Origin of the sequence: Polynucleobacter sp. JS-JIR-II-b4, from assembly GCF_018687815.1 — a bacterium.
Lineage (GTDB): Bacteria > Pseudomonadota > Gammaproteobacteria > Burkholderiales > Burkholderiaceae > Polynucleobacter.
Genome location: NZ_CP061306.1, coordinates 1,658,219 through 1,676,566, shown reverse-complemented (window position 1 = coordinate 1,676,566; position 18,348 = coordinate 1,658,219). Strand labels below are relative to the sequence as shown.

At 47.6% G+C, this 18,348-nt stretch carries 14 protein-coding genes; 7 read left to right on the top strand and 7 right to left on the bottom strand.

Annotated elements, in window-relative coordinates; all coding sequences use genetic code 11:
• Positions 1–80: 80 nt before the first annotated feature.
• Positions 81–971 carry a UTP--glucose-1-phosphate uridylyltransferase GalU gene (gene galU / locus ICV90_RS08495; RefSeq protein WP_215358494.1) on the bottom strand — a complete coding sequence of 297 codons (891 nt, stop codon included), beginning with the start codon at positions 969–971 and terminating at the stop codon, positions 81–83.
• Between the two features lie 22 nt (positions 972–993).
• Positions 994–3,885, bottom strand: coding sequence for a valine--tRNA ligase (locus ICV90_RS08490; RefSeq protein ID WP_215358492.1), 2,892 nt, complete (start codon positions 3,883–3,885; stop codon positions 994–996).
• A gap of 24 nt (positions 3,886–3,909) precedes the next feature.
• Between ICV90_RS08490 and ICV90_RS08485 the strand changes: the two genes are divergently transcribed.
• Complete coding sequence (locus tag ICV90_RS08485) at positions 3,910–6,276, top strand: UvrD-helicase domain-containing protein (protein ID WP_215358490.1); 2,367 nt, start codon at positions 3,910–3,912, stop codon at positions 6,274–6,276.
• Positions 6,277–6,284: 8 nt separating this feature from the next.
• Here ICV90_RS08485 and ICV90_RS08480 read toward each other — a convergent pair whose 3' ends face one another.
• The 3 genes from ICV90_RS08480 to ICV90_RS08470 are packed head-to-tail and all read right to left on the bottom strand — an operon-like array spanning position 6,285 to position 8,429.
• Positions 6,285–7,064: a BPSS1780 family membrane protein gene (locus ICV90_RS08480; protein WP_215358488.1), complete on the bottom strand. Its 780-nt coding sequence runs from the start codon at positions 7,062–7,064 to the stop codon at positions 6,285–6,287.
• Positions 7,061–8,035 (bottom strand): homoserine kinase, encoded by a 975-nt coding sequence (locus tag ICV90_RS08475; protein ID WP_215358486.1) that lies wholly within the window; start codon positions 8,033–8,035, stop codon positions 7,061–7,063. Before ICV90_RS08475 ends, ICV90_RS08480 begins: the two co-directional genes overlap by 4 nt.
• A 22-nt stretch (positions 8,036–8,057) precedes the next feature.
• A complete protein-coding gene (locus tag ICV90_RS08470; RefSeq protein ID WP_251367715.1) occupies positions 8,058–8,429 on the bottom strand; it encodes a hypothetical protein in 372 nt (123 codons plus the stop codon).
• A 116-nt stretch (positions 8,430–8,545) separates the two neighbouring features.
• Between ICV90_RS08470 and polA the strand changes: the two genes are divergently transcribed.
• From polA to ICV90_RS08455, 3 genes are read left to right on the top strand one after another with little or no spacing between them, the layout of a single operon-like run.
• Positions 8,546–11,371 (top strand): DNA polymerase I, encoded by a 2,826-nt coding sequence (polA, locus tag ICV90_RS08465; RefSeq protein ID WP_215358482.1) that lies wholly within the window; start codon positions 8,546–8,548, stop codon positions 11,369–11,371.
• Between the two features lie 36 nt (positions 11,372–11,407).
• Entirely contained in the window at positions 11,408–12,283 is an 876-nt protein-coding gene (locus ICV90_RS08460; protein WP_215358480.1) for a dienelactone hydrolase family protein, read from the top strand.
• A 5-nt stretch (positions 12,284–12,288) separates the two neighbouring features.
• Complete coding sequence (locus tag ICV90_RS08455) at positions 12,289–13,062, top strand: ZIP family metal transporter (RefSeq protein WP_215358478.1); 774 nt, start codon at positions 12,289–12,291, stop codon at positions 13,060–13,062.
• Positions 13,063–13,068: 6 nt separating this feature from the next.
• Here ICV90_RS08455 and ICV90_RS08450 read toward each other — a convergent pair whose 3' ends face one another.
• Positions 13,069–13,899, bottom strand: a complete 831-nt coding sequence (locus ICV90_RS08450; RefSeq protein ID WP_215358476.1) for a sulfurtransferase — start codon at positions 13,897–13,899, stop codon at positions 13,069–13,071.
• Positions 13,900–13,969: 70 nt separating this feature from the next.
• Positions 13,970–15,076, bottom strand: a complete 1,107-nt coding sequence (locus ICV90_RS08445) for an SRPBCC family protein (RefSeq protein WP_215358474.1) — start codon at positions 15,074–15,076, stop codon at positions 13,970–13,972.
• Between the two features lie 162 nt (positions 15,077–15,238).
• Between ICV90_RS08445 and xseB the strand changes: the two genes are divergently transcribed.
• The 3 genes from xseB to dxs are packed head-to-tail and all read left to right on the top strand — an operon-like array spanning position 15,239 to position 18,324.
• Complete coding sequence (gene xseB, locus ICV90_RS08440) at positions 15,239–15,472, top strand: exodeoxyribonuclease VII small subunit (protein ID WP_072582862.1); 234 nt, start codon at positions 15,239–15,241, stop codon at positions 15,470–15,472.
• Positions 15,473–16,369 carry a polyprenyl synthetase family protein gene (locus ICV90_RS08435; RefSeq protein WP_215358472.1) on the top strand — a complete coding sequence of 299 codons (897 nt, stop codon included), beginning with the start codon at positions 15,473–15,475 and terminating at the stop codon, positions 16,367–16,369.
• A gap of 53 nt (positions 16,370–16,422) precedes the next feature.
• The gene (gene dxs / locus ICV90_RS08430) at positions 16,423–18,324 is read left to right on the top strand and encodes a 1-deoxy-D-xylulose-5-phosphate synthase (RefSeq protein WP_215358470.1); all 1,902 of its coding nucleotides are present in this window, start codon (positions 16,423–16,425) and stop codon (positions 18,322–18,324) included.
• Positions 18,325–18,348 lie beyond the last annotated feature (24 nt).

The window sequence follows — 18,348 nt, the reverse complement described above, 5'->3', positions numbered from 1 at the left end:
GGCGTTCATACTTCTTGGTAGGGGACTAAACAAAAAGGCAGAGACTCATCTCTGCCTTTTGCATATCTAGCCTCGGAGGGTTACTTTAAAGACCAGCCTCTTAAATACTCAGCGAATTCTTCGCCAACTTCTTTGTGCCGTAGAGCAAAATCTACAGAAGCTTTGAGGTAGCCCAACTTACTACCGCAGTCATAGCGAACGCCATCATATTCGTAAGCGAATACAGGCTCTTCTTTTAGTAATGCAGCAATGGCATCGGTGAGTTGAATTTCTCCGCCGGCGCCAGGCTTCACATTACGAATGTGATCAAAAATCTTTGCTGAGAGCACATAGCGCCCAACTACCGCCAGGTCAGAAGGCGCATCTATTGGCTTCGGTTTCTCGACAATGCCATTGAGGCGATAAATACCTTTGCTAACCTCATCCCCCGAGACAATTCCATATGAGCTACTTTTGGTGGGGTCGATTTTTTCTACAGCCAATACCGATCCTTCTTGCTCTTCATATACTTTGAGCATTTGTGAAAGTACTGGTGGCTGACCATCCAAAAGGTCGTCGGCCAATATCACTGCAAATGGTTCATCACCAACTACTCTGGCGGCACATAAAACCGCATGACCCAAGCCCAATGGTTCAGCTTGTCTAATGTAGATGCAGTCAACATTATCGGGTTTAACGCTACGAACCAATCGGAGTAGATCCTGTTTATCTTTGGCTTCTAGCGCCGCCTCTAATTCATAAGCTTTGTCAAAGTGATCTTCAATAGCGCGTTTGCTACGGCCCGTCACGAAAATGAGCTCTGTAATACCGGCCGCAACAGCCTCATCTACCGCGTACTGAATCAGCGGCTTGTCCACCACATTGAGCATTTCTTTTGGGCTGGCTTTAGTGGCGGGCAAAAAGCGCGTACCAAATCCCGCAACAGGAAATACAGCCTTAGTTACTTTTTTGGAGCCGAAATGGATTGACATGGGTGGTCCGTTCTTACCGTTTTTATTTAAGACGCTCTAATTGTGCAACAAGCTTCTCATGATTTTGCTCAAACCCTGCAAGACGCTGCTTTTCTTGGGCAACAACCTCGGCTGGGGCGCGTGCCACAAAGCTTTCATTGGTTAATTTGCCCTTGGCTTTATTGATTTCAATGGCTAAGCGCTCAATTTCCTTGCCTAGACGGATTCTTTCGGCGCCAACATCCACTTCAATCTTGAGTAAGAGCTTGATATCGCCCACCAAGGCAATTGGCGCGCCTGGAGCATCTTTTTCTAAAGCAGATTCATCGCTGTAGATTTTGACCTCAGTTAATTTAGCAAGCGCCATGAGATAAGGGGTCGCTTTTTCCAGAAACTCTTTTGGACCGCAGATCCAGAGCGGCACCTTTTGACCGGGAGGAACCTGCATCTCGCCACGAAGATTTCTGCAGGCATCCACGATTGCTTTGATCTGCGCAACCCAGGCTTCACTCTTCTCATCAATCTTTTCAGGCTGAGCAACAGGATAAGGTTGGAGCGCAATGGTTTGTTTTTCTTGCTGTGCTAAAGCTTTTCCAGATTTAGGGCCAACAGTCTGCCAAAGTGTTTCGGTAATGAATGGAATTAAAGGATGTGCCATGCGTAAAATGGTTTCCAGGACACGCAAGAGGGTACGGCGAGTGGCACGTTGCTGTGCTGGCGTACCGGTCTGTAATTGCACCTTAGCAAGCTCGAGATACCAATCGCAATACTCATCCCAAACAAATTGGTAAATGCTGCTGGCAATATTGTCAAAGCGATAAGCTTCAAAGCCTTTAGCTACCTCGGCTTCAGCCCTTTGTAGTTGAGAAACTATCCAACGATCAGCCGGCGAAAAATCCAAATAGCCATGAGGGCCGCACTGATGATCACAAGGCGCAAAGCCATTGTCTTCATCGCCACCAGAGCAATTCATGAGCACAAAGCGAGTGGCATTCCAAAGCTTGTTGCAAAAATTACGATAGCCTTCACAACGCTTTTGATCAAAATTAATATTGCGACCCAGCGAAGCTAAAGAGGCAAAAGTAAAGCGCAGTGCATCAGTTCCAAACGCAGGAATACCATCCGGAAACTCTTTCTTTGTTTTCTTGCTAATACTCTCGGCTTGTTTTGGATTCATGAGGCCGGTAGTTCTCTTGCCTACCAACTCCTCAATCTTGATGCCATCAATCAAATCGATTGGGTCCAAAGTGTTGCCTTTGGACTTGCTCATCTTCTGACCTTCAGCATCGCGCACTAGGCCATGCACATAGACAGTGTGGAATGGTACTTTTCCAGTGAAGTGGCAGGTCATCATCACCATGCGTGCTACCCAGAAGAAGATGATGTCAAAGCCAGTCACCAAAACAGATGAAGGTAAGAAGTGATTTAAGGCAGGCGTTTCTTCAGGCCAGCCTAAAGAGCTAAATGGTACGAGCGCAGAGCTGAACCAAGTATCTAGAACGTCAGGGTCACGGTTGAGTTTGCCGGTGTAACCAGCGGCAGCGGCTTTCGTTTTAGCCTCTTCCTCAGAGCGCCCTACAAAAATTTGTCCATCATCGCCATACCAAGCGGGGATTTGATGGCCCCACCAGAGTTGACGGGAGATGCACCAGTCTTGAATATTCTCCAACCACTGAGTATAGGTATTGATCCAGTTTTCTGGAACGAGTTTGATATCACCCTTGGTTACAGCATCTAATGCTGCGCCTGCAATCGATGAGCCAGGTTGATATTTATTATCTGGACTAGGTTTGGACATCGCCACAAACCATTGGTCAGTGAGCATGGGTTCAATAATGGTTTGAGTGCGATCACCGCGTGGCACCATTAATTTATGTGGCTGAACTTTATCCAATAAACCAGCAGCCTCTAAATCAGAAACTACTTGCTTACGTGCAGTGAATCTTTCCATGCCTTGATAGGCAGCTGGAGCATTCTCATTAATCTTGGCATCTAAAGTGAGGATGTTGATCATGGGTAGTTGATGACGTTGACCCACTGCATAGTCATTAAAGTCATGCGCAGGAGTTACCTTCACAACGCCTGTGCCAAAGTTCAAATCAACATAGTCATCAGCAATCACGGGGATCTGGCGATCGCACAAAGGTAAATTTACCGACTTGCCGATGAGGTGTTTGTAGCGCTCGTCTTCTGGGTTCACCATGACAGCAACGTCGCCTAATAAGGTTTCTGGGCGGGTAGTGGCAACAGTGAGGTGGCCAGAGCCATCGGTCAATGGATAGCGGATGTGCCACATTGATCCATCTTCTTCTTCACTCACTACTTCTAAATCAGAAACTGCCGTACCCAAAACAGGATCCCAGTTCACCAAGCGTTTACCGCGGTAAATCAAACCTTGTTCATGTAGGCGGACAAAGACTTCGACAACTGCCTTGGACATCTTGCTGTCCATCGTGAAATATTCTTTGCTCCAATCAATCGAAGCGCCTAGGCGACGAATTTGACGGGTAATCGTGTTGCCGGAAGTTTCTTTCCACTCCCATACTTTTTCTAAAAACTTGTCACGGCCCAAATCGTGGCGAGACACTTTTTGCGCATCGAGTTGACGCTCCACAACAATTTGAGTCGCAATACCGGCGTGATCGGTGCCAGGTACCCATAAGGTATTTTTGCCTGTCATACGAGCATGACGTACCAGGCCATCCATGATGGTTTGATTGAATGCATGACCCATATGCAGGGTGCCGGTCACATTAGGCGGTGGCAGCTGAATAGCAAAGTCCCTCTTACCCTCATCCATGGTGGAGTCGGCGATACCTCGGCGTTCCCACTCTGGACCCCAGTAGGCCTCTATCGGGGCGGGTTCGTAGGATTTGGCGAGCTCGTCCGCTGAGCTGGCCGCTGGTGAATTAGGGGTATTTGAGGCATTTGGCATAAGAGGCAAATTATAATTGGGCTGATGTACTCAGACTTGCTCGCGAACCTCAATCCAGAACAGCGCGAGGCAGTGACCCTCCCGCCCGTCCACGAAAATGGCCAAGCCCAATCAGCCTTGATTTTGGCTGGGGCAGGGAGCGGCAAGACCCGCGTCCTCACCACCCGTATAGCCTGGTTGATTCAGACCGGCCAGGTATCCCCTATTGGCGTCCTTGCGGTGACCTTCACCAATAAGGCCGCCAAAGAGATGATGCTTCGTCTCAGTGCCATGCTGCCAATCAATACGCGGGGGATGTGGATTGGTACCTTTCATGGTCTTTGTAATCGTTTATTGCGCGCTCATCACAAGGAAGCGGGTTTACCGTCGACTTTCCAAATCTTAGATACCCAAGATCAACTATCGGCAATTAAGCGCCTGTTGAAGGGTTTAAAAGTCGATGATGAAAAATATCCTGCAAAGCAGTTGCAATACTTTATTGCCCACGCCAAGGAGCGCGGTCAACGCGCAAAAGATTTAGCGCTTGGCGATGACTTCCAAGCCAAGATGGCGCAACTGTATGCGGCTTATGATGAACAATGCCAACGCGAAGGCGTGGTGGATTTTGCTGAACTCTTATTGCGCAGCTATGAATTACTCAAGCATAGCGAAGCGATTCGGACTCACTATCAAGAGCGCTTCCGTCATATTTTGATTGATGAGTTTCAAGATACCAACGCCTTGCAGTATGCATGGCTTAAATTATTGTCTGGTCATGACGTAAGTCGCATCAATGTCAGTGGCATGGGTAGTAGTTCCGTTTTTGCGGTGGGCGATGATGATCAAAGTATTTATGCATTCCGTGGCGCCGATGTTGAAAATATGCGTCTCTATGAAAAGCAATACCACCCATTGATGGTGAAGTTAGAGCAGAACTATCGCTCACACGGCCATATTCTAGATACAGCTAATCACCTCATTGCGAATAACTCCGAGCGCCTTGGTAAAAACCTGCGAACCGATGCTGGTCATGGCGAGCCAGTCCGTATTTATGAGGCGCCTAGTGATCATGCCGAGGCAGCTTGGCTGGTGGACGAGATCAAGGCTTTAGTCAATAGTGGCATCAAGCGCACTGAAGTAGCTTTACTCTATCGCAGCAATGCACAGTCACGCATTATTGAGCACGCATTATTTTCTGCGGGTATTCCGTATCGTGTGTATGGCGGTTTGCGCTTCTTCGAACGTGCTGAAATTAAACATGCACTCGCTTACCTACGCTTGCTCGAGAATCCAAATGACGACACTTCGTTCTCTCGAGTGGTGAATTTTCCAACCCGTGGAATTGGAGCAAGATCAATTGAGGCCTTGCAAGATGCCGCCAGAGCGCAACAATGCTCTTTATATTTAGCTGCCTCTACTTTGGAGGGCAAAGCCGGCGCTGCACTTAGTGGATTTGTGCGTTTAGTAGATCATATGCGTGAAGCTACGCGTCACAACACTTTGCCGGAAACGGTCGAATTTGTAATTCAGAATAGTGGCTTGATTCAACACTACCTCTCTGAGCGCGAAGGACAGGATCGCGTCGAGAACTTACAAGAATTGATTAACGCAGCCACTGCATTTATTGCCGAGGAAGGCTATGGTCAGGATACCGCCGCTGCGATGTTGCCAGGTGAGAATGCTCCAGGTGTTGTCGAAGTTTCACCTTTGGCAGCCTTTTTATCCCATGCTTCATTAGAGGCTGGTGACAATCAAGCCCAAGCGGGGCAAGATGCCGTCCAGCTGATGACAGTGCACTCAGCCAAAGGCTTAGAGTTCACCTCGGTATTTATTACCGGCCTTGAGGAAGGTTTATTTCCGCATGAGAACAGTGTGAATGAGCAAAACGGCTTAGAGGAGGAGCGTCGCTTGATGTATGTGGCGATCACGCGGGCTAAGGAACGGCTTTATCTCTCGCATACTCAATCGCGGATGCTGCATGGCCAAGTGCGTTACAACATGCCTTCTCGTTTCCTAGAGGAGCTTCCATCCGATTCATTGAAATGGCTTACTCCCAAAGCAAGAGATGCACGCTGGGGCGGCGGAAACTCAAGATCAGGATCTACTTGGCAAGATGGTTATACCCGTCAACGCGAATATGAGTCGAATGACTTTTTTGATTCAGGCTCTGAGCGCCAAAGACCAGCGAAGCGAGTTGGCTCAGCTTCTATGGAAGTGAAAAGGCTAGCTTCCCCACCTCGTGGAAATTACCCATTCACCATTGGGCAGAATGTCTTTCATACGAAGTTCGGTGAAGGACGCGTGACTGGTTTAGAGGGTGTAGATGCTGATGCAAGGGCGCAGGTTAATTTCAAGCGTCATGGCATCAAGTGGTTACAGCTGAGTATTGCGAAGCTTGCTGCGATTGACTGATAAATCAATTAAACAGGCAACACCACTTCATCTTCTGTGAAGCAAGCTTTCCAAGTCGCATAAAAAGAGCAGTGCATTATCGTCAAACCCGCCATGGAAATAGGGGCGATGATAAATGAGGCTGCTTGCCCCAGATCAAGCGCATCAAAAATCATTCCTACTGTTAGCGGAATGGCAATCAGAATCGCACCCCAAATAGATAGATACAAAAAGAATGCTGCTTTATTAGCCCAGCATGCTAAGCAGCTTGAGAAGAGGGCTTGAGGGACGGGCATATCTGCCCAAGCAACTAGCACTGGGGAGAACCACATCAACATCGCTACTGGTATGTAGAGTATGGCGCCAAAGAAAAGCACTAAGTAAATCTGGCGCAGCGCTTCGGGGGTGATGGGTTTATCGCTAGTCATTAGCGGCAGCAGCAATTCAAAGTCAACTAAAAGGCTCAAGATGAAGCTGAGCAACAAAATCATGCCGGCATACACCAGGCCTAATTGCAGAATTCTTTTTCGCACGATAGGGCTAGACCGCAGGGCTATCAAATAGACCATCGGCCTAATGCGCTCCTTTTGAATGCCTTGGCGGCAAGCGGTCATGAATCCAACAGAAAGAGTTGGCGTGAGCAGAAGAACTGCAAAGACGCCAATCACTGGAATAACGACTGCTAGCTGCGCTGCAAAGACGTACATAAAGACCAGCATTAAAAAGCCCAAGGGATTTTGTTTAAAGAGCCAAATGCCTTGTCTAATCCAGGTGTAGCCTTCTTTGGGTGCTACGGAATTCAGTTTCATAGTGAGCGGCGACTTAAAAGAATGCGTTCAAAGTGCGTAGGGTCATGCGGGGTTAGCATCTGCGCATCACGCGGCAAATAGAAGTCCCAGAGTCTTGAAACCCAGAAGCGTAAAGCTGCTGCACGCAACATGAGTGGCCAGCTAGCTTGCTCTTCTTTGGTGAGAGGGCGAACCGACTGATAGGCTTTCATGAACGCATCTAAGCGAACAGGATCTAAATCTTGCTTGTTATCTGCAAGACACCAATCATTGGCAGTCACGGCGATATCAAATAGCCATTTATCAGTGCCAGCAAAGTAAAAATCAAAGAAGCCACCCAAATGATCTTGAGAGATATCGGATCCTTTGGGATCAAATAAAACATTGTCGCGAAAGAGATCGCAATGACTCGCCCCTTGCGGCAATCCATCATAGGTGCCTGAGGCAAAAAATTCCTCTTGAGTTTTTAACTCATGAGTAATGAGTTCTTTCTGGGGCGTGCTTAAGTGTGGCAATACCGAAGGTATTGTTTTCTGCCACCAAGCAAGGCTACGAAGATTCTCTTGAGACTTCGGAAAATCTTTTCCAGCCAAATGCATCTTCGCCAGCATCTCGCCAACAAGAGCGCAATGATTGGCTTCTGGTTGGAGTCTGGAAAGGCCTGGTAGCTTGGTAACAATGGCTGCCGGCTTGCCTTTGAGAGTAAACAGAATGTTGCCCTGCTTGTTCTCAATCGGCTTCGGAACAGGTACACCTTTGTTTGCTAGGTGGCGCATTAACTCTAAATAGAAAGGCAGTTGCTGCGCAGATAACCTTTCAAAGATTGTTAAAACATATTCCTGCTTCTTGCCATCCTTGGTGGTATCTAAGAAAAAATTAGAGTTTTCAATACCACCATGAATGCCACGAATTTCAGTGGCTTGGCCGATATCAAAGTCTTGAGTAATCCATTGAGAAATATCTTCAAGCTCGATCGGGGTAAATACAGCCATAAATCAGTAAATACTTTTTAAATTAAAAGGGAATGCTGACGCTAGGAACGCTGATCAGATCGGTATCTTTTGGAGGTCCTGGCATCACGGATGTGGGTGGCGCCATTTCATAACTGGTATACGGCGTTTTTACATCTACCTGTGTTGGAGAATTGACATCTTTGTATTCGGTAACGGTGGTGCCGTTTTTATCTCGGTATTGATAGTTTGGCTTGCGTTGCTCAGGGTTGGATGTCGCGCCACTTGCGCTCACCGCAGGTGCGAGTGGCTGACTATTGATGCGGTTTAATTCCGATGGACTCAGAGCCTGGCTGTTATTCTGAGCTTGGGCTGAAGTGGTACCAAAAAGTCCAAAAACCACCAAAAAACTCATTAGGGTTAGGCTTTGACTCATTGAGTGGCTAATTAAGTTCGTTAAATAATGCATTTTTTCACCTTTTTAAGCCTACTCTCGGGCGGTTCCTTAACCAGACCTGTAGGCAATTCACAACTAGATTGTACGATTGCGGTATGACTAAACATAGACTCTTGTTGGTAGACGGTTCTAGCTACCTCTATCGCGCCTTCCACGCCATGCCAGACCTCAGAAATGGGGCTGGAGAGCCTACTGGGGCTATTTATGGCATGGTGAATATGATGCGCCGGGCCCGATCTGAGCTCAAGGCCGACCATATTGCCTGTGTTTTTGATGCCAAGGGGAAGACCTTCCGCGACGAAATGTACTCAGAATACAAGGCGCATCGCTCTCCCATGCCTGAGGATTTGGTTAAACAGATTGAGCCAATTCATGCCATGGTGAAGGCTTTAGGATGGCCCGTATTGATGGTCTCCGGTGTTGAGGCGGATGATGTCATTGGGACTTTAGCTTGCCAAGCTACGCAAGCGGGTTGGGAAACCATCATCTCCACGGGTGATAAAGATTTGGCGCAATTAGTCAATCCTTCAGTCACCCTCATCAATACGATGACAAATGAAAAGTTAGATATTGAAGGTGTCAAAGAAAAGTTTGGCGTACCACCAGAATTGATTGTGGATTATTTGTCCATCATCGGCGATACCGTTGATAACGTGCCAGGTGTTCCAAAGGCGGGACCAAAGACGGCCAATAAATGGCTAGCGGAATTTGGTAATCTCGATAACTTGATGGCAAATGCCGATCAAGTTAAAGGCGTGGTTGGTGAAAACTTGCGCGCTACGCTTCCTTGGTTGCCGCAAGCTCGTCAACTCATTACGGTAAAAACCGATTGTGATTTATCACCCCATTTACCAAGCTTAGATGACTTGCATGCCAAGTCTGAAGACGCGCCTTTATTACGTGAATTATTTGAGCGCTATGCATTTAAGACTTGGTTGCGTGACGTAGAAAAGCAGCTCACAAGCCCGGATAGTAAGGCTGAGCCAGCAAGCTTTGATTTGGCGGGTGGCCCAATTTCTTCCTCTGAGGGCGGGGCAGATAAAGAAAAAAAGACGCGCGTGATTGCTAGTTCGCCGACTAGAGATTTGTCACAAGAAACTCGAGATTCACAAGATGCGGTCGAGCGTCACTACGAATGCGTAGTGGACGAAGCAAGTTTAGAGAAGTGGCTAAAGAAGATTGAGGCATCTGAATTAACAGCAGTTGATACGGAAACTACTAGTCTTGATGCGCTTGCTGCAGAACTGGTTGGAATTTCTTTATCAGTAAAGCCGGGTGAAGCTTGTTACATTCCAGTTGCTCACCGCAACGGTGAAGTACAACTTGATCGTGACTTAGTGCTTGCGCGCATGAAGCCCTGGTTGGAAGGCGCAACGCATTTAAAAGTAGGTCAAAACTTAAAGTACGACGCCCATATCTTTGCAAACTATGGCATTACCCTAAAGGGTGTTGCATTTGACACCTTGCTGGAGTCTTATGTGCTTGAGTCACACATGCCCCACAATATGGATAGCTTGGCTGAACGTCATTTGGGCATGAAAACCATTCGCTATGAAGAGGTGTGCGGTAAAGGTGTCCACCAGATTGGTTTTGATCAAGTCGATCTCCAAATTGCAACAGACTATGCGGCAGAAGATGCCGACATTACGTTGCGTCTGCATTTGGAGTTGTGGCCACAGATTCAGGAAAACTCAGGCCTGCTCTATATCTATGAAAAGGTAGAGATGCCCGCTATGCGTGTGCTCGGCATCATGGAGCGTAACGGCATTCGGATTGATTCAGCATTGTTGTCCAGACAAGGCCAGCAGGTGGGCAAACGTTTGCTTGAGTTAGAAGGCGAAATTCACAAGCTAGCAGGTCAGCCTTTTAATATTCAGTCACCTAAGCAGATCGCAGAAATTTTATTTGGACAACTTGAGCTTCCGGTAATTAAAAAGACGCCCTCAGGTGCACCCTCTACCGATGAGGAAGTGTTGCAGAAGTTAGCGGAAGACTATCCCTTGCCTGCGCGCATTTTGGATTACCGCAGTTTGGCAAAGCTAATGTCCACATATATTGAGAAGCTTCCTCGCATGGCCGATCCCAAGACGGGTCGCGTTCATACGAACTTTTCTCAAGCTACTGCAGTCACAGGTCGCCTGGCATCAAGCGATCCAAACTTGCAAAATATTCCAGTGCGCACAGAAGAGGGTCGTCGTATTCGTGAGGCCTTTGTTCCAGCAGACGGATGTAAGTTGTTGTCGGCGGATTACTCCCAAATTGAGTTGCGCATCATGGCGCATATTGCCGAAGATGAAAATCTCTTAACGGCATTTAAAGAAGGTAAAGACGTTCACCAAGCCACTGCAGCAGAGATTTTTGGTGTCCCATTAGATGATGTCAATTCTGAGCAGCGTCGTTACGCCAAAGTCATTAACTTTGGGCTGATCTACGGAATGAGTGCTTTTGGCTTAGCCGGTAATCTGGGTATTGAGCGTTCTGCTGCACAAAACTACATCGCTAAATACTTCGATCGTTATCCAGGGGTGGCTCAATATATGGAGCGCACACGTCTTGAAGCAAGAGAGAATGGCTACGTAGAAACAGTTTTTGGGCGACGTCTTTGGCTGCCAGAGATCAAGGGCTCTAATGGTCCGCGACGCCAAGGTGCTGAGCGGGCAGCAATTAATGCCCCAATGCAAGGTACCGCAGCTGACTTAATCAAATTGGCCATGATCGCCGTTGAGGATTGGCTTGAAAAAGAGCAGCTCAAGACTAAGCTTCTACTACAGGTTCATGATGAGTTGGTCCTAGATGTGCCTTTTGATGAGCTTGAACTAGTACAGGCTAAATTACCTGGTTTGATGTGCAATGTCGCCCAGTTAAAGGTGCCTTTGGTGGTTAGTATTGGGATTGGCGATAATTGGGAAGAAGCGCACTAACTATTCAATGAGAAATGCAAGCCAGGAGACAAGGTAATGAGTAAAGACATTCAAAATAGTCGACGCAATTTTATAAAAACATCTGCAATTGGCGCAACTGCTATTGGGGTTGGATTTGTGGGGGCCTCTGAGCCTGTGATGGCTGCAGCTATTGAAACGGATTTCAAAGGCATTAAAGCTGGTGAGCAGATGATCCCCGTTGGTAGCTTTCAGTTACCAGCGTATGTCTCTCGACCTGAAAAAGCGAAAGGCTCTTTGCCCATCATTATTGTGGCGAGCGAGATTTTTGGTGTGCACGAATACATTGCTGATGTCACCAGACGTTTTGCAAAGTTGGGATATCTTGCGATTGCCCCAGAATTCTTTACTCGCGCAGGCGACCCCAATACTTACGGCACCATTGCCGAAATTCAATCTAATATTGTGGCGAAGACTCCGGATGCTCAAGTCTTGAACGATCTACAAGCTGCTTTAGTGTGGGCTGGCAAAAATGGCGGGGACTTGAAGCGCGTCGGTGTTACTGGCTTCTGTTGGGGTGGTCGTATTACTTGGTTGTCCGCAACCTTGCCGCAGGTGCGTGCCGGTGTAGCTTGGTACGGTCGTCTGATCGGCGAGAAGACTGAGGGCAATCCTCACCATCCTATAGATATTGCTGCTGATTTAAAGGCGCCAGTACTCGGCTTGTATGGCGCCGCTGATACCGGAATTTCTTTGGAGAGTATTGATCAAATGCGCGCCGCTTTGGCGCAGGCCGCTCCTAAGAATCCTGTTGCCAAGGCTTGTGAATTTGTGGTTTATCCAGATACCCCCCATGCATTCCATGCTGATTACCGCGCTAGCTATCGTGAAGGTCCTGCGAAAGATGGTTGGGAAAAATGTTTGGCCTGGTTTAAGAAAAACGGAGTGGTGTAAGCGCGATGACTGTTTTACAAAGCATCCTCCTAGTGACTGCGTTAGCAGGAACTGCTAGCGTCTTGGTGGCTGCAAGCTGTTCTTTGGCCATGCTCTCCAAGATGGTCAACAATATGGTGAGCCTATCGGTCGGCATTTTGCTAGCAACCGCTTTGCTCCACTCCTTGCCTGAGGCATTTAGCATGGAAGGTGCAAAACCTCAGTTCTTATTTGCTACTTTGCTTGCTGGGTTATTGGGTTTCTTCTTGCTTGAGAAGATCGCATTATTGCGACACGACCATCATCACGAAGGTGATGGTCACCACCACCACCATGGGCATGATGCAGAAAATGCTGGGCGTAGTGGCTGGATGATTTTGGTTGGGGATGGCATTCATAACTTCGTAGATGGCATCTTGATTGCTGCAGCCTTTATGGCCGACTATCAAGTGGGTATCTTCACTGCCATTGCCATCATTGCCCATGAAATCCCGCAAGAGATCGGCGATTTCATTGTCCTGTTAAATGCTGGCTTTTCCCGCACACGAGCCTTGTTGTACAACTTTATCTGCGGTTTATCAGCGGTAGTGGGTGGCGTGTTGGCTTATTTCTTCTTGGAAAAAGCGCATGCAGCGATGCCATATTTATTGGTGGTCGCTTCTAGCAGTTTTATTTATATTGCGGTGAGTGATCTCATCCCGCAAATGCACCGTCGCCCACACTGGGTCGAGTCTTTACGTCAGACGGTCTTGATTGCTTGTGGCGTAGGGTTTGTGATCCTACTGTCTCTACTGCACTAACAAGCTTTACAGTTCAACAGGCCTTTTGGGGTCTGCGCACCATTCGCTCCAGCTACCTGCATACAGGCGTGAGCCTTTAAAGCCAGCAAGCTCCATCCCCAGAAGATTATGGCAAGCAGTGACGCCAGATCCGCACTGATGAATGACTTCAGAGGCTTTAGTAGTCCCGAGGAATTCTGAAAATTCTTTGAATAACTGCTCAGGAGTTTTGAATGCAGTCGCATTGAGATTATTTTTAAAGAAGCGATTCATCGCCCCCGGAATATGTCCACCAACTGGATCCAGTGTTTCATTTTGACCATGAAAGCGATCTTCAGTTCGTGCATCGATGATTTTGTTTTTCTTTGTCTCTAGATTAGCCACCACTTCATCAACTAGAACCAGCCCCGCATAAGGCATCACTCCAATGGCTTCGGCGCAAGGGGTAGGCGCTCTTGGAATAGAACCCATAGGACCATTCCAAGAATCTAAGCCGCCATCTAGCACCCGAACATTGGCGTGCCCTGTTGCCTTGAGCATCCACCACAAACGGCTGGCATACACAGAGCCTTGTTTGTCATAGGCAACTACTAAGGTATTGGGGTTGATGCCCAAGCGCATTTTAGTTTGAGCCCAGGCTTCTGGACTGGGCAAGGGATGTCTGCCGTTCGTGCCAGTCTTGCTTCCTGAAAGATCTTTATCGAGGTCTACATAAATGGCACCAGGAATATGACTTTCTTCGTAGGATTTTTTGCCGATCAGTGGGTCGACTAAATCAAAGCGACAGTCACAGAGCAATACATTTTCACCACTATTAATGATTTCTTCTAACTGGTTAGCTGAGATTAGAGGAGTCATGATGCTTCCTATTTTTAGTGATGAGGGTTATTAATAAAGGGTATTAATAAAACCGTAAAGTCTGTTTTGATTATGCGCCTTCGAAGTTCATGACGCGGCGATACCACTCATGAAAATGTTGCATGCCATCTTCCATTGGGCTTTGATATGGACCTACTTCATTAATGCCGCGGGCAAGTAGGGCTGCTCGGCCCTGATCCATGCGCTCAGCAATTTCATCATCCTCGATGCAAGTTTCCATATAAGCAGCACGTTCTGCTTCCACAAATTCACGCTCAAACAAAGCAATTTCTTCTGGATAGTAGAACTCAACAATATTGCGCGTTTTACCAGGACCCATTGGGTGCAGTGTTGATACACATAGAACGCCTGGGTACCATTCCACCATGACATTGGGATAGTAAGTAAGCCAAATAGCACCATGGCGTGGGGCTTTACCGTCAAATTGGCGAAGTACAGCTTCATGCCAGTTGCGATAGGTTGGTGAGCCTGGAATTTGTAAATCTTTGTGAATGCCAACGGTTTGAACGCTATGCCAATCACCGAACTCCCAGTGTAGATCTTCGCAAGAAACAAATTTTCCAAGACCTGGATGAAATGGCACAACGTGATAGTCCTCGAGATAAACCTCGATGAATGTTTTCCAGTTGTAGTTACATTCATGTACTTCAACATGGTCAAGAACGTAACCTTCAAACTTGAGGTCATCGGCAACGCCCAGCTTGGCAAGATCAGTGCGCACATCGCGAGGACCTTCAAATAACAAGCCTTGCCAATTTTGTAAAGGGGACTTACCAAGATTTAAACAAGGCTTATCTTCAAAGTGAGGGGCACCCAATAAATTACCGCCTAAGTCATAGGTCCAGCGATGTAATGGGCAAACAATATTGTCGGCTTTACCGCGACCATTGAGCATCAATGCTTGACGATGGCGACAAACATTGGAAAGAAGTTCTACGCCAGACTCATTGCGAACAAGTATGCGACCTTCGTTTTCTGCGCTTAAAGTTTGATAGGAGCCCATTTCAGGCACCATCAATTCGTGACCAACATAGCCGGGGCCCTGCTTAAAAAGCAGTTCAATTTCCCGCTGATACAGGTCAGCGTCAAAATATGCCGAAACCGGCAATTGCAAATTGGACGGCGCAAGCTTCTGCGCGGTAGCCAGATTAGTCATTCTCCCCACCCCCGAAAACGTCAGCCGAAGCTAAGCGGAATAACCAATCCAACCATCGACGGATCGATATTGGAAAGGAAGGGGTGGATTATACCCATCCAAACCGCTTCTCGCTTTAATATGTAGGGCTATCTGTGTGGGAAATACCAAGGAATCCAGCTTATGCCAGCCAAGAAGTCAGAGAGTCAAAAACCCGGTCTTGAGGTCCAAATTGACCCCGATTTGCGCTATGAGCAAGCCGTTAAGGAGCTTGAAAAGCTCATTTCGGATATGGAATCTGGCAAATTTTCCCTAGAAGAAACCTTGTTGGCCTATCAACGTGGCGCAGCCTTGCTTAAACATTGTCAGGGAATGCTGGCCCAGGTTGAGCAACAAGTTCGAGTGTTCGAGGCTTAATTGGGCGCTGCTTTTCAATTTCAGGAGTGGATTGCATCTCACTCTGAGCGAACTGAGTTGGCGTTAGATCGCTTGCTCGATTCCGCGCAAACTACGCCGCATCGTTTACATGAGGCTATGCGTTACGCAGCGCAAGGTGGCGGCAAGCGTATTCGCCCCCTATTAGTTTATGCCGCAGGTCAACTTGGCAATAATGCCGAAAGTAGCGAATCATTGGATGCTGCGGCTGTAGCAATTGAATGTATTCATGCTTATTCATTGGTGCATGATGATTTGCCATGCATGGATGATGATGACTTACGTCGCGGTCGTCCGACAGTGCACAAAGCTTTTGATGAAGCAACAGCATTACTCGTTGGGGATGCATTACAAACGCGCGCTTTTGAAATCTTGGCCAATGCAAATGGTGATGCGCAAGTTCGCCTCAACATGATTTCTGTATTAGCGGCTGCCTCTGGCTCACGCGGTATGGCGGGTGGTCAGGCAATTGATTTGGAAAGTGTTGGCAAGAAATTAGACCTGAATGGTCTAAAGCAAATGCATGCTATGAAAACAGGAGCTTTGTTGTCATGCGCTGTGGAATTAGGCGGTATTGCTGCCCACCTAAATCCAACGCAAATGGTGCATTTGGGAAATTACTCAAAGTCCCTAGGATTGGCGTTTCAGATTGTGGATGACGTGCTGGACGCCACTGCGGATAGTCACACCTTGGGTAAGACAGCTGGCAAGGACGCTGCTGCTAATAAGCCGACCTACGTGACCTTGATGGGTTTAGACTATGCACAGAAGCAGGCTAAAGAGTTACAAGAAACCGCAATCGCTAGCTTAGATAGTTTTGGTGCGGCTGCACAAGCATTAAAAGATTTAGCTCTCTTGGTTGTCAATCGCGGCAAGTAAGAGATCAATCAGAGTAATAAGAGAAATTCATCAGTACAGATTATTTAGGTTCAATGACTTTACATTCCATTAACTCCCCCGACGATCTCAAAAAACTCTCCCGCGAAGAGCTACCAGCTCTAGCTGATGAGTTGCGCGAGTTTGTTTTGGATTCTGTATCCAAGACGGGTGGCCATCTCTCGTCCAACCTGGGAACGGTGGAGCTCTCTATTGCCTTGCACTACGTATTCGATACCCCGGACGATCGTATCGTTTGGGATGTTGGCCATCAAAGTTATCCGCATAAAATTTTGACTGGTCGTCGTGAACGTATGGGTACCTTGCGTCAACACAAGGGTCTATCAGGCTTTCCACATCGCTCTGAAAGTGAGTTTGATGCTTTTGGTACCGGCCATTCATCAACCAGTATTTCTGCAGCGATGGGTATGGCGCGCGCGTTTCAGACCAAAGGCGAGCGACATGTAGCTGTAGCGGTGATTGGCGATAGCGCTATGACCGGTGGGATGGCGTTTGAAGCTATGAACAATGCAGGTGTGTATGACGACTTGCCACTCGTAGTGATTTTGAATGATAACGACATGTCGATCTCGCCTGCTGTGGGCGCTCTTAATCGCCATCTGGCTAGATTACTCAGCGGCAATATTTATTCAGCAACTAAAAAAGGCATTGATAGTGTTTTATCAATTGCGCCACCCTTACGTGAGTTTGCTAAGCGTCTTGAAGATCATGCCAAAGGCATGGTTTCTCCATCTACGATCTTCCAAGAGTTTGGCTTTAATTATTTCGGTCCGATTGATGGCCATGATTTAGATGCTTTGATTCCGATGCTGCAGAACGTACGCCGCTTAGCCTTAGAGGGTCGCGGACCTCAGTTCTTGCACGTCGTGACCAAAAAAGGTCAGGGCTATGAGTTGGCTGAGGCTGATCCTGTTCTGTATCACGGCCCTAGCAAATTTAATCCTGAAGAGGGCGTTAAAAAATCAGCTGCTAGCAAGAAAACATTTACCCAAGTATTTGGTGAGTGGTTATGCGATATGGCGCACGCAGATCCTTTATTGGTTGGCATTACTCCAGCCATGCGAGAGGGTTCCGGCCTAGTTGAGTTTGAGAAGAGTTTCCCTAAGCGTTACTACGATGTCGGTATTGCGGAACAGCACGCGGTCACTTTTGCAGCCGGCATGGCATGCGAAGGTATGAAGCCAGTGGTGGCGATTTACTCCACTTTCTTGCAGCGCGCGTATGACCAACTGATTCATGATGTGGCGATACAAGACTTACCGGTGTTGTTTGCATTAGATCGCGCTGGTCTCGTTGGTGCTGATGGCGCCACCCACGCAGGTGCTTATGACATTCCATTCTTGCGCTGCATTCCAAATATGCTGGTGATGACACCGGCAGATGAGTCTGAATGCCGTGACTTGTTAACTACTGCCTTTCATCAGCCACACCCAAGCGCAGTTCGCTACCCGCGTGGTGCAGGTATTGGCGCTATCCCATCTAAAGAATTGCGTACTCTGCCATTTGGTAAAGGTGAGATTCGTCGTAAATCCACTGCGCCTGCTGGTCAACGTGTGGTGATATTGGCTTTTGGCACTTTGCTCTACCCGGCACTCGAAGTGGCTGAAGGGATTAATGCAACGGTGGCCAATATGCGCTTTGTAAAGCCGCTCGATGTAGATCTCATCCAATCGTTAGCGGCTGATCATGATTATTTTGTGACGATTGAGGATGGGGCTATTGCCGGTGGCGCAGGTAGCGCTTGTTTAGAGGCGCTCTCGAATCTTGGTATTCAGAAACCCCTCTTGCAATTAGGTCTTCCTGATCAATTTATCGAGCATGGTGACTACAGCCTGCTGATGACCAAGTGTGGCTTGGATGTTGAGGGTATTGCTAACTCCATCAAACAACGTTTTCCGGCAATATTGACTGTAAATTCAGCGCTGGTAGGCAAATAAGCCCGTTTTGCCTGAAAATAGAGT

Bases quoted from the DNA above. Each gene is read 5' to 3' on its own strand.
- dxs (WP_215358470.1), top strand. From the start codon at position 16,423: ATGACTTTACATTCCATTAACTCCCCCGACGATCTCAAAAAACTCTCC.
- ICV90_RS08445 (WP_215358474.1), bottom strand. From the start codon at position 15,076: ATGACTAATCTGGCTACCGCGCAGAAGCTTGCGCCGTCCAATTTGCAA.
- galU (WP_215358494.1), bottom strand. From the start codon at position 971: ATGTCAATCCATTTCGGCTCCAAAAAAGTAACTAAGGCTGTATTTCCT.
- ICV90_RS08475 (WP_215358486.1), bottom strand. From the start codon at position 8,035: ATGGCTGTATTTACCCCGATCGAGCTTGAAGATATTTCTCAATGGATT.
- xseB (WP_072582862.1), top strand. From the start codon at position 15,239: ATGCCAGCCAAGAAGTCAGAGAGTCAAAAACCCGGTCTTGAGGTCCAA.
- ICV90_RS08485 (WP_215358490.1), top strand. From the start codon at position 3,910: ATGTACTCAGACTTGCTCGCGAACCTCAATCCAGAACAGCGCGAGGCA.
- ICV90_RS08490 (WP_215358492.1), bottom strand. From the start codon at position 3,885: ATGCCAAATGCCTCAAATACCCCTAATTCACCAGCGGCCAGCTCAGCG.
- ICV90_RS08470 (WP_251367715.1), bottom strand. From the start codon at position 8,429: ATGAGTCAAAGCCTAACCCTAATGAGTTTTTTGGTGGTTTTTGGACTT.
- ICV90_RS08450 (WP_215358476.1), bottom strand. From the start codon at position 13,899: ATGACTCCTCTAATCTCAGCTAACCAGTTAGAAGAAATCATTAATAGT.
- polA (WP_215358482.1), top strand. From the start codon at position 8,546: ATGACTAAACATAGACTCTTGTTGGTAGACGGTTCTAGCTACCTCTAT.
- ICV90_RS08480 (WP_215358488.1), bottom strand. From the start codon at position 7,064: ATGAAACTGAATTCCGTAGCACCCAAAGAAGGCTACACCTGGATTAGA.
- ICV90_RS08460 (WP_215358480.1), top strand. From the start codon at position 11,408: ATGAGTAAAGACATTCAAAATAGTCGACGCAATTTTATAAAAACATCT.
- ICV90_RS08455 (WP_215358478.1), top strand. From the start codon at position 12,289: ATGACTGTTTTACAAAGCATCCTCCTAGTGACTGCGTTAGCAGGAACT.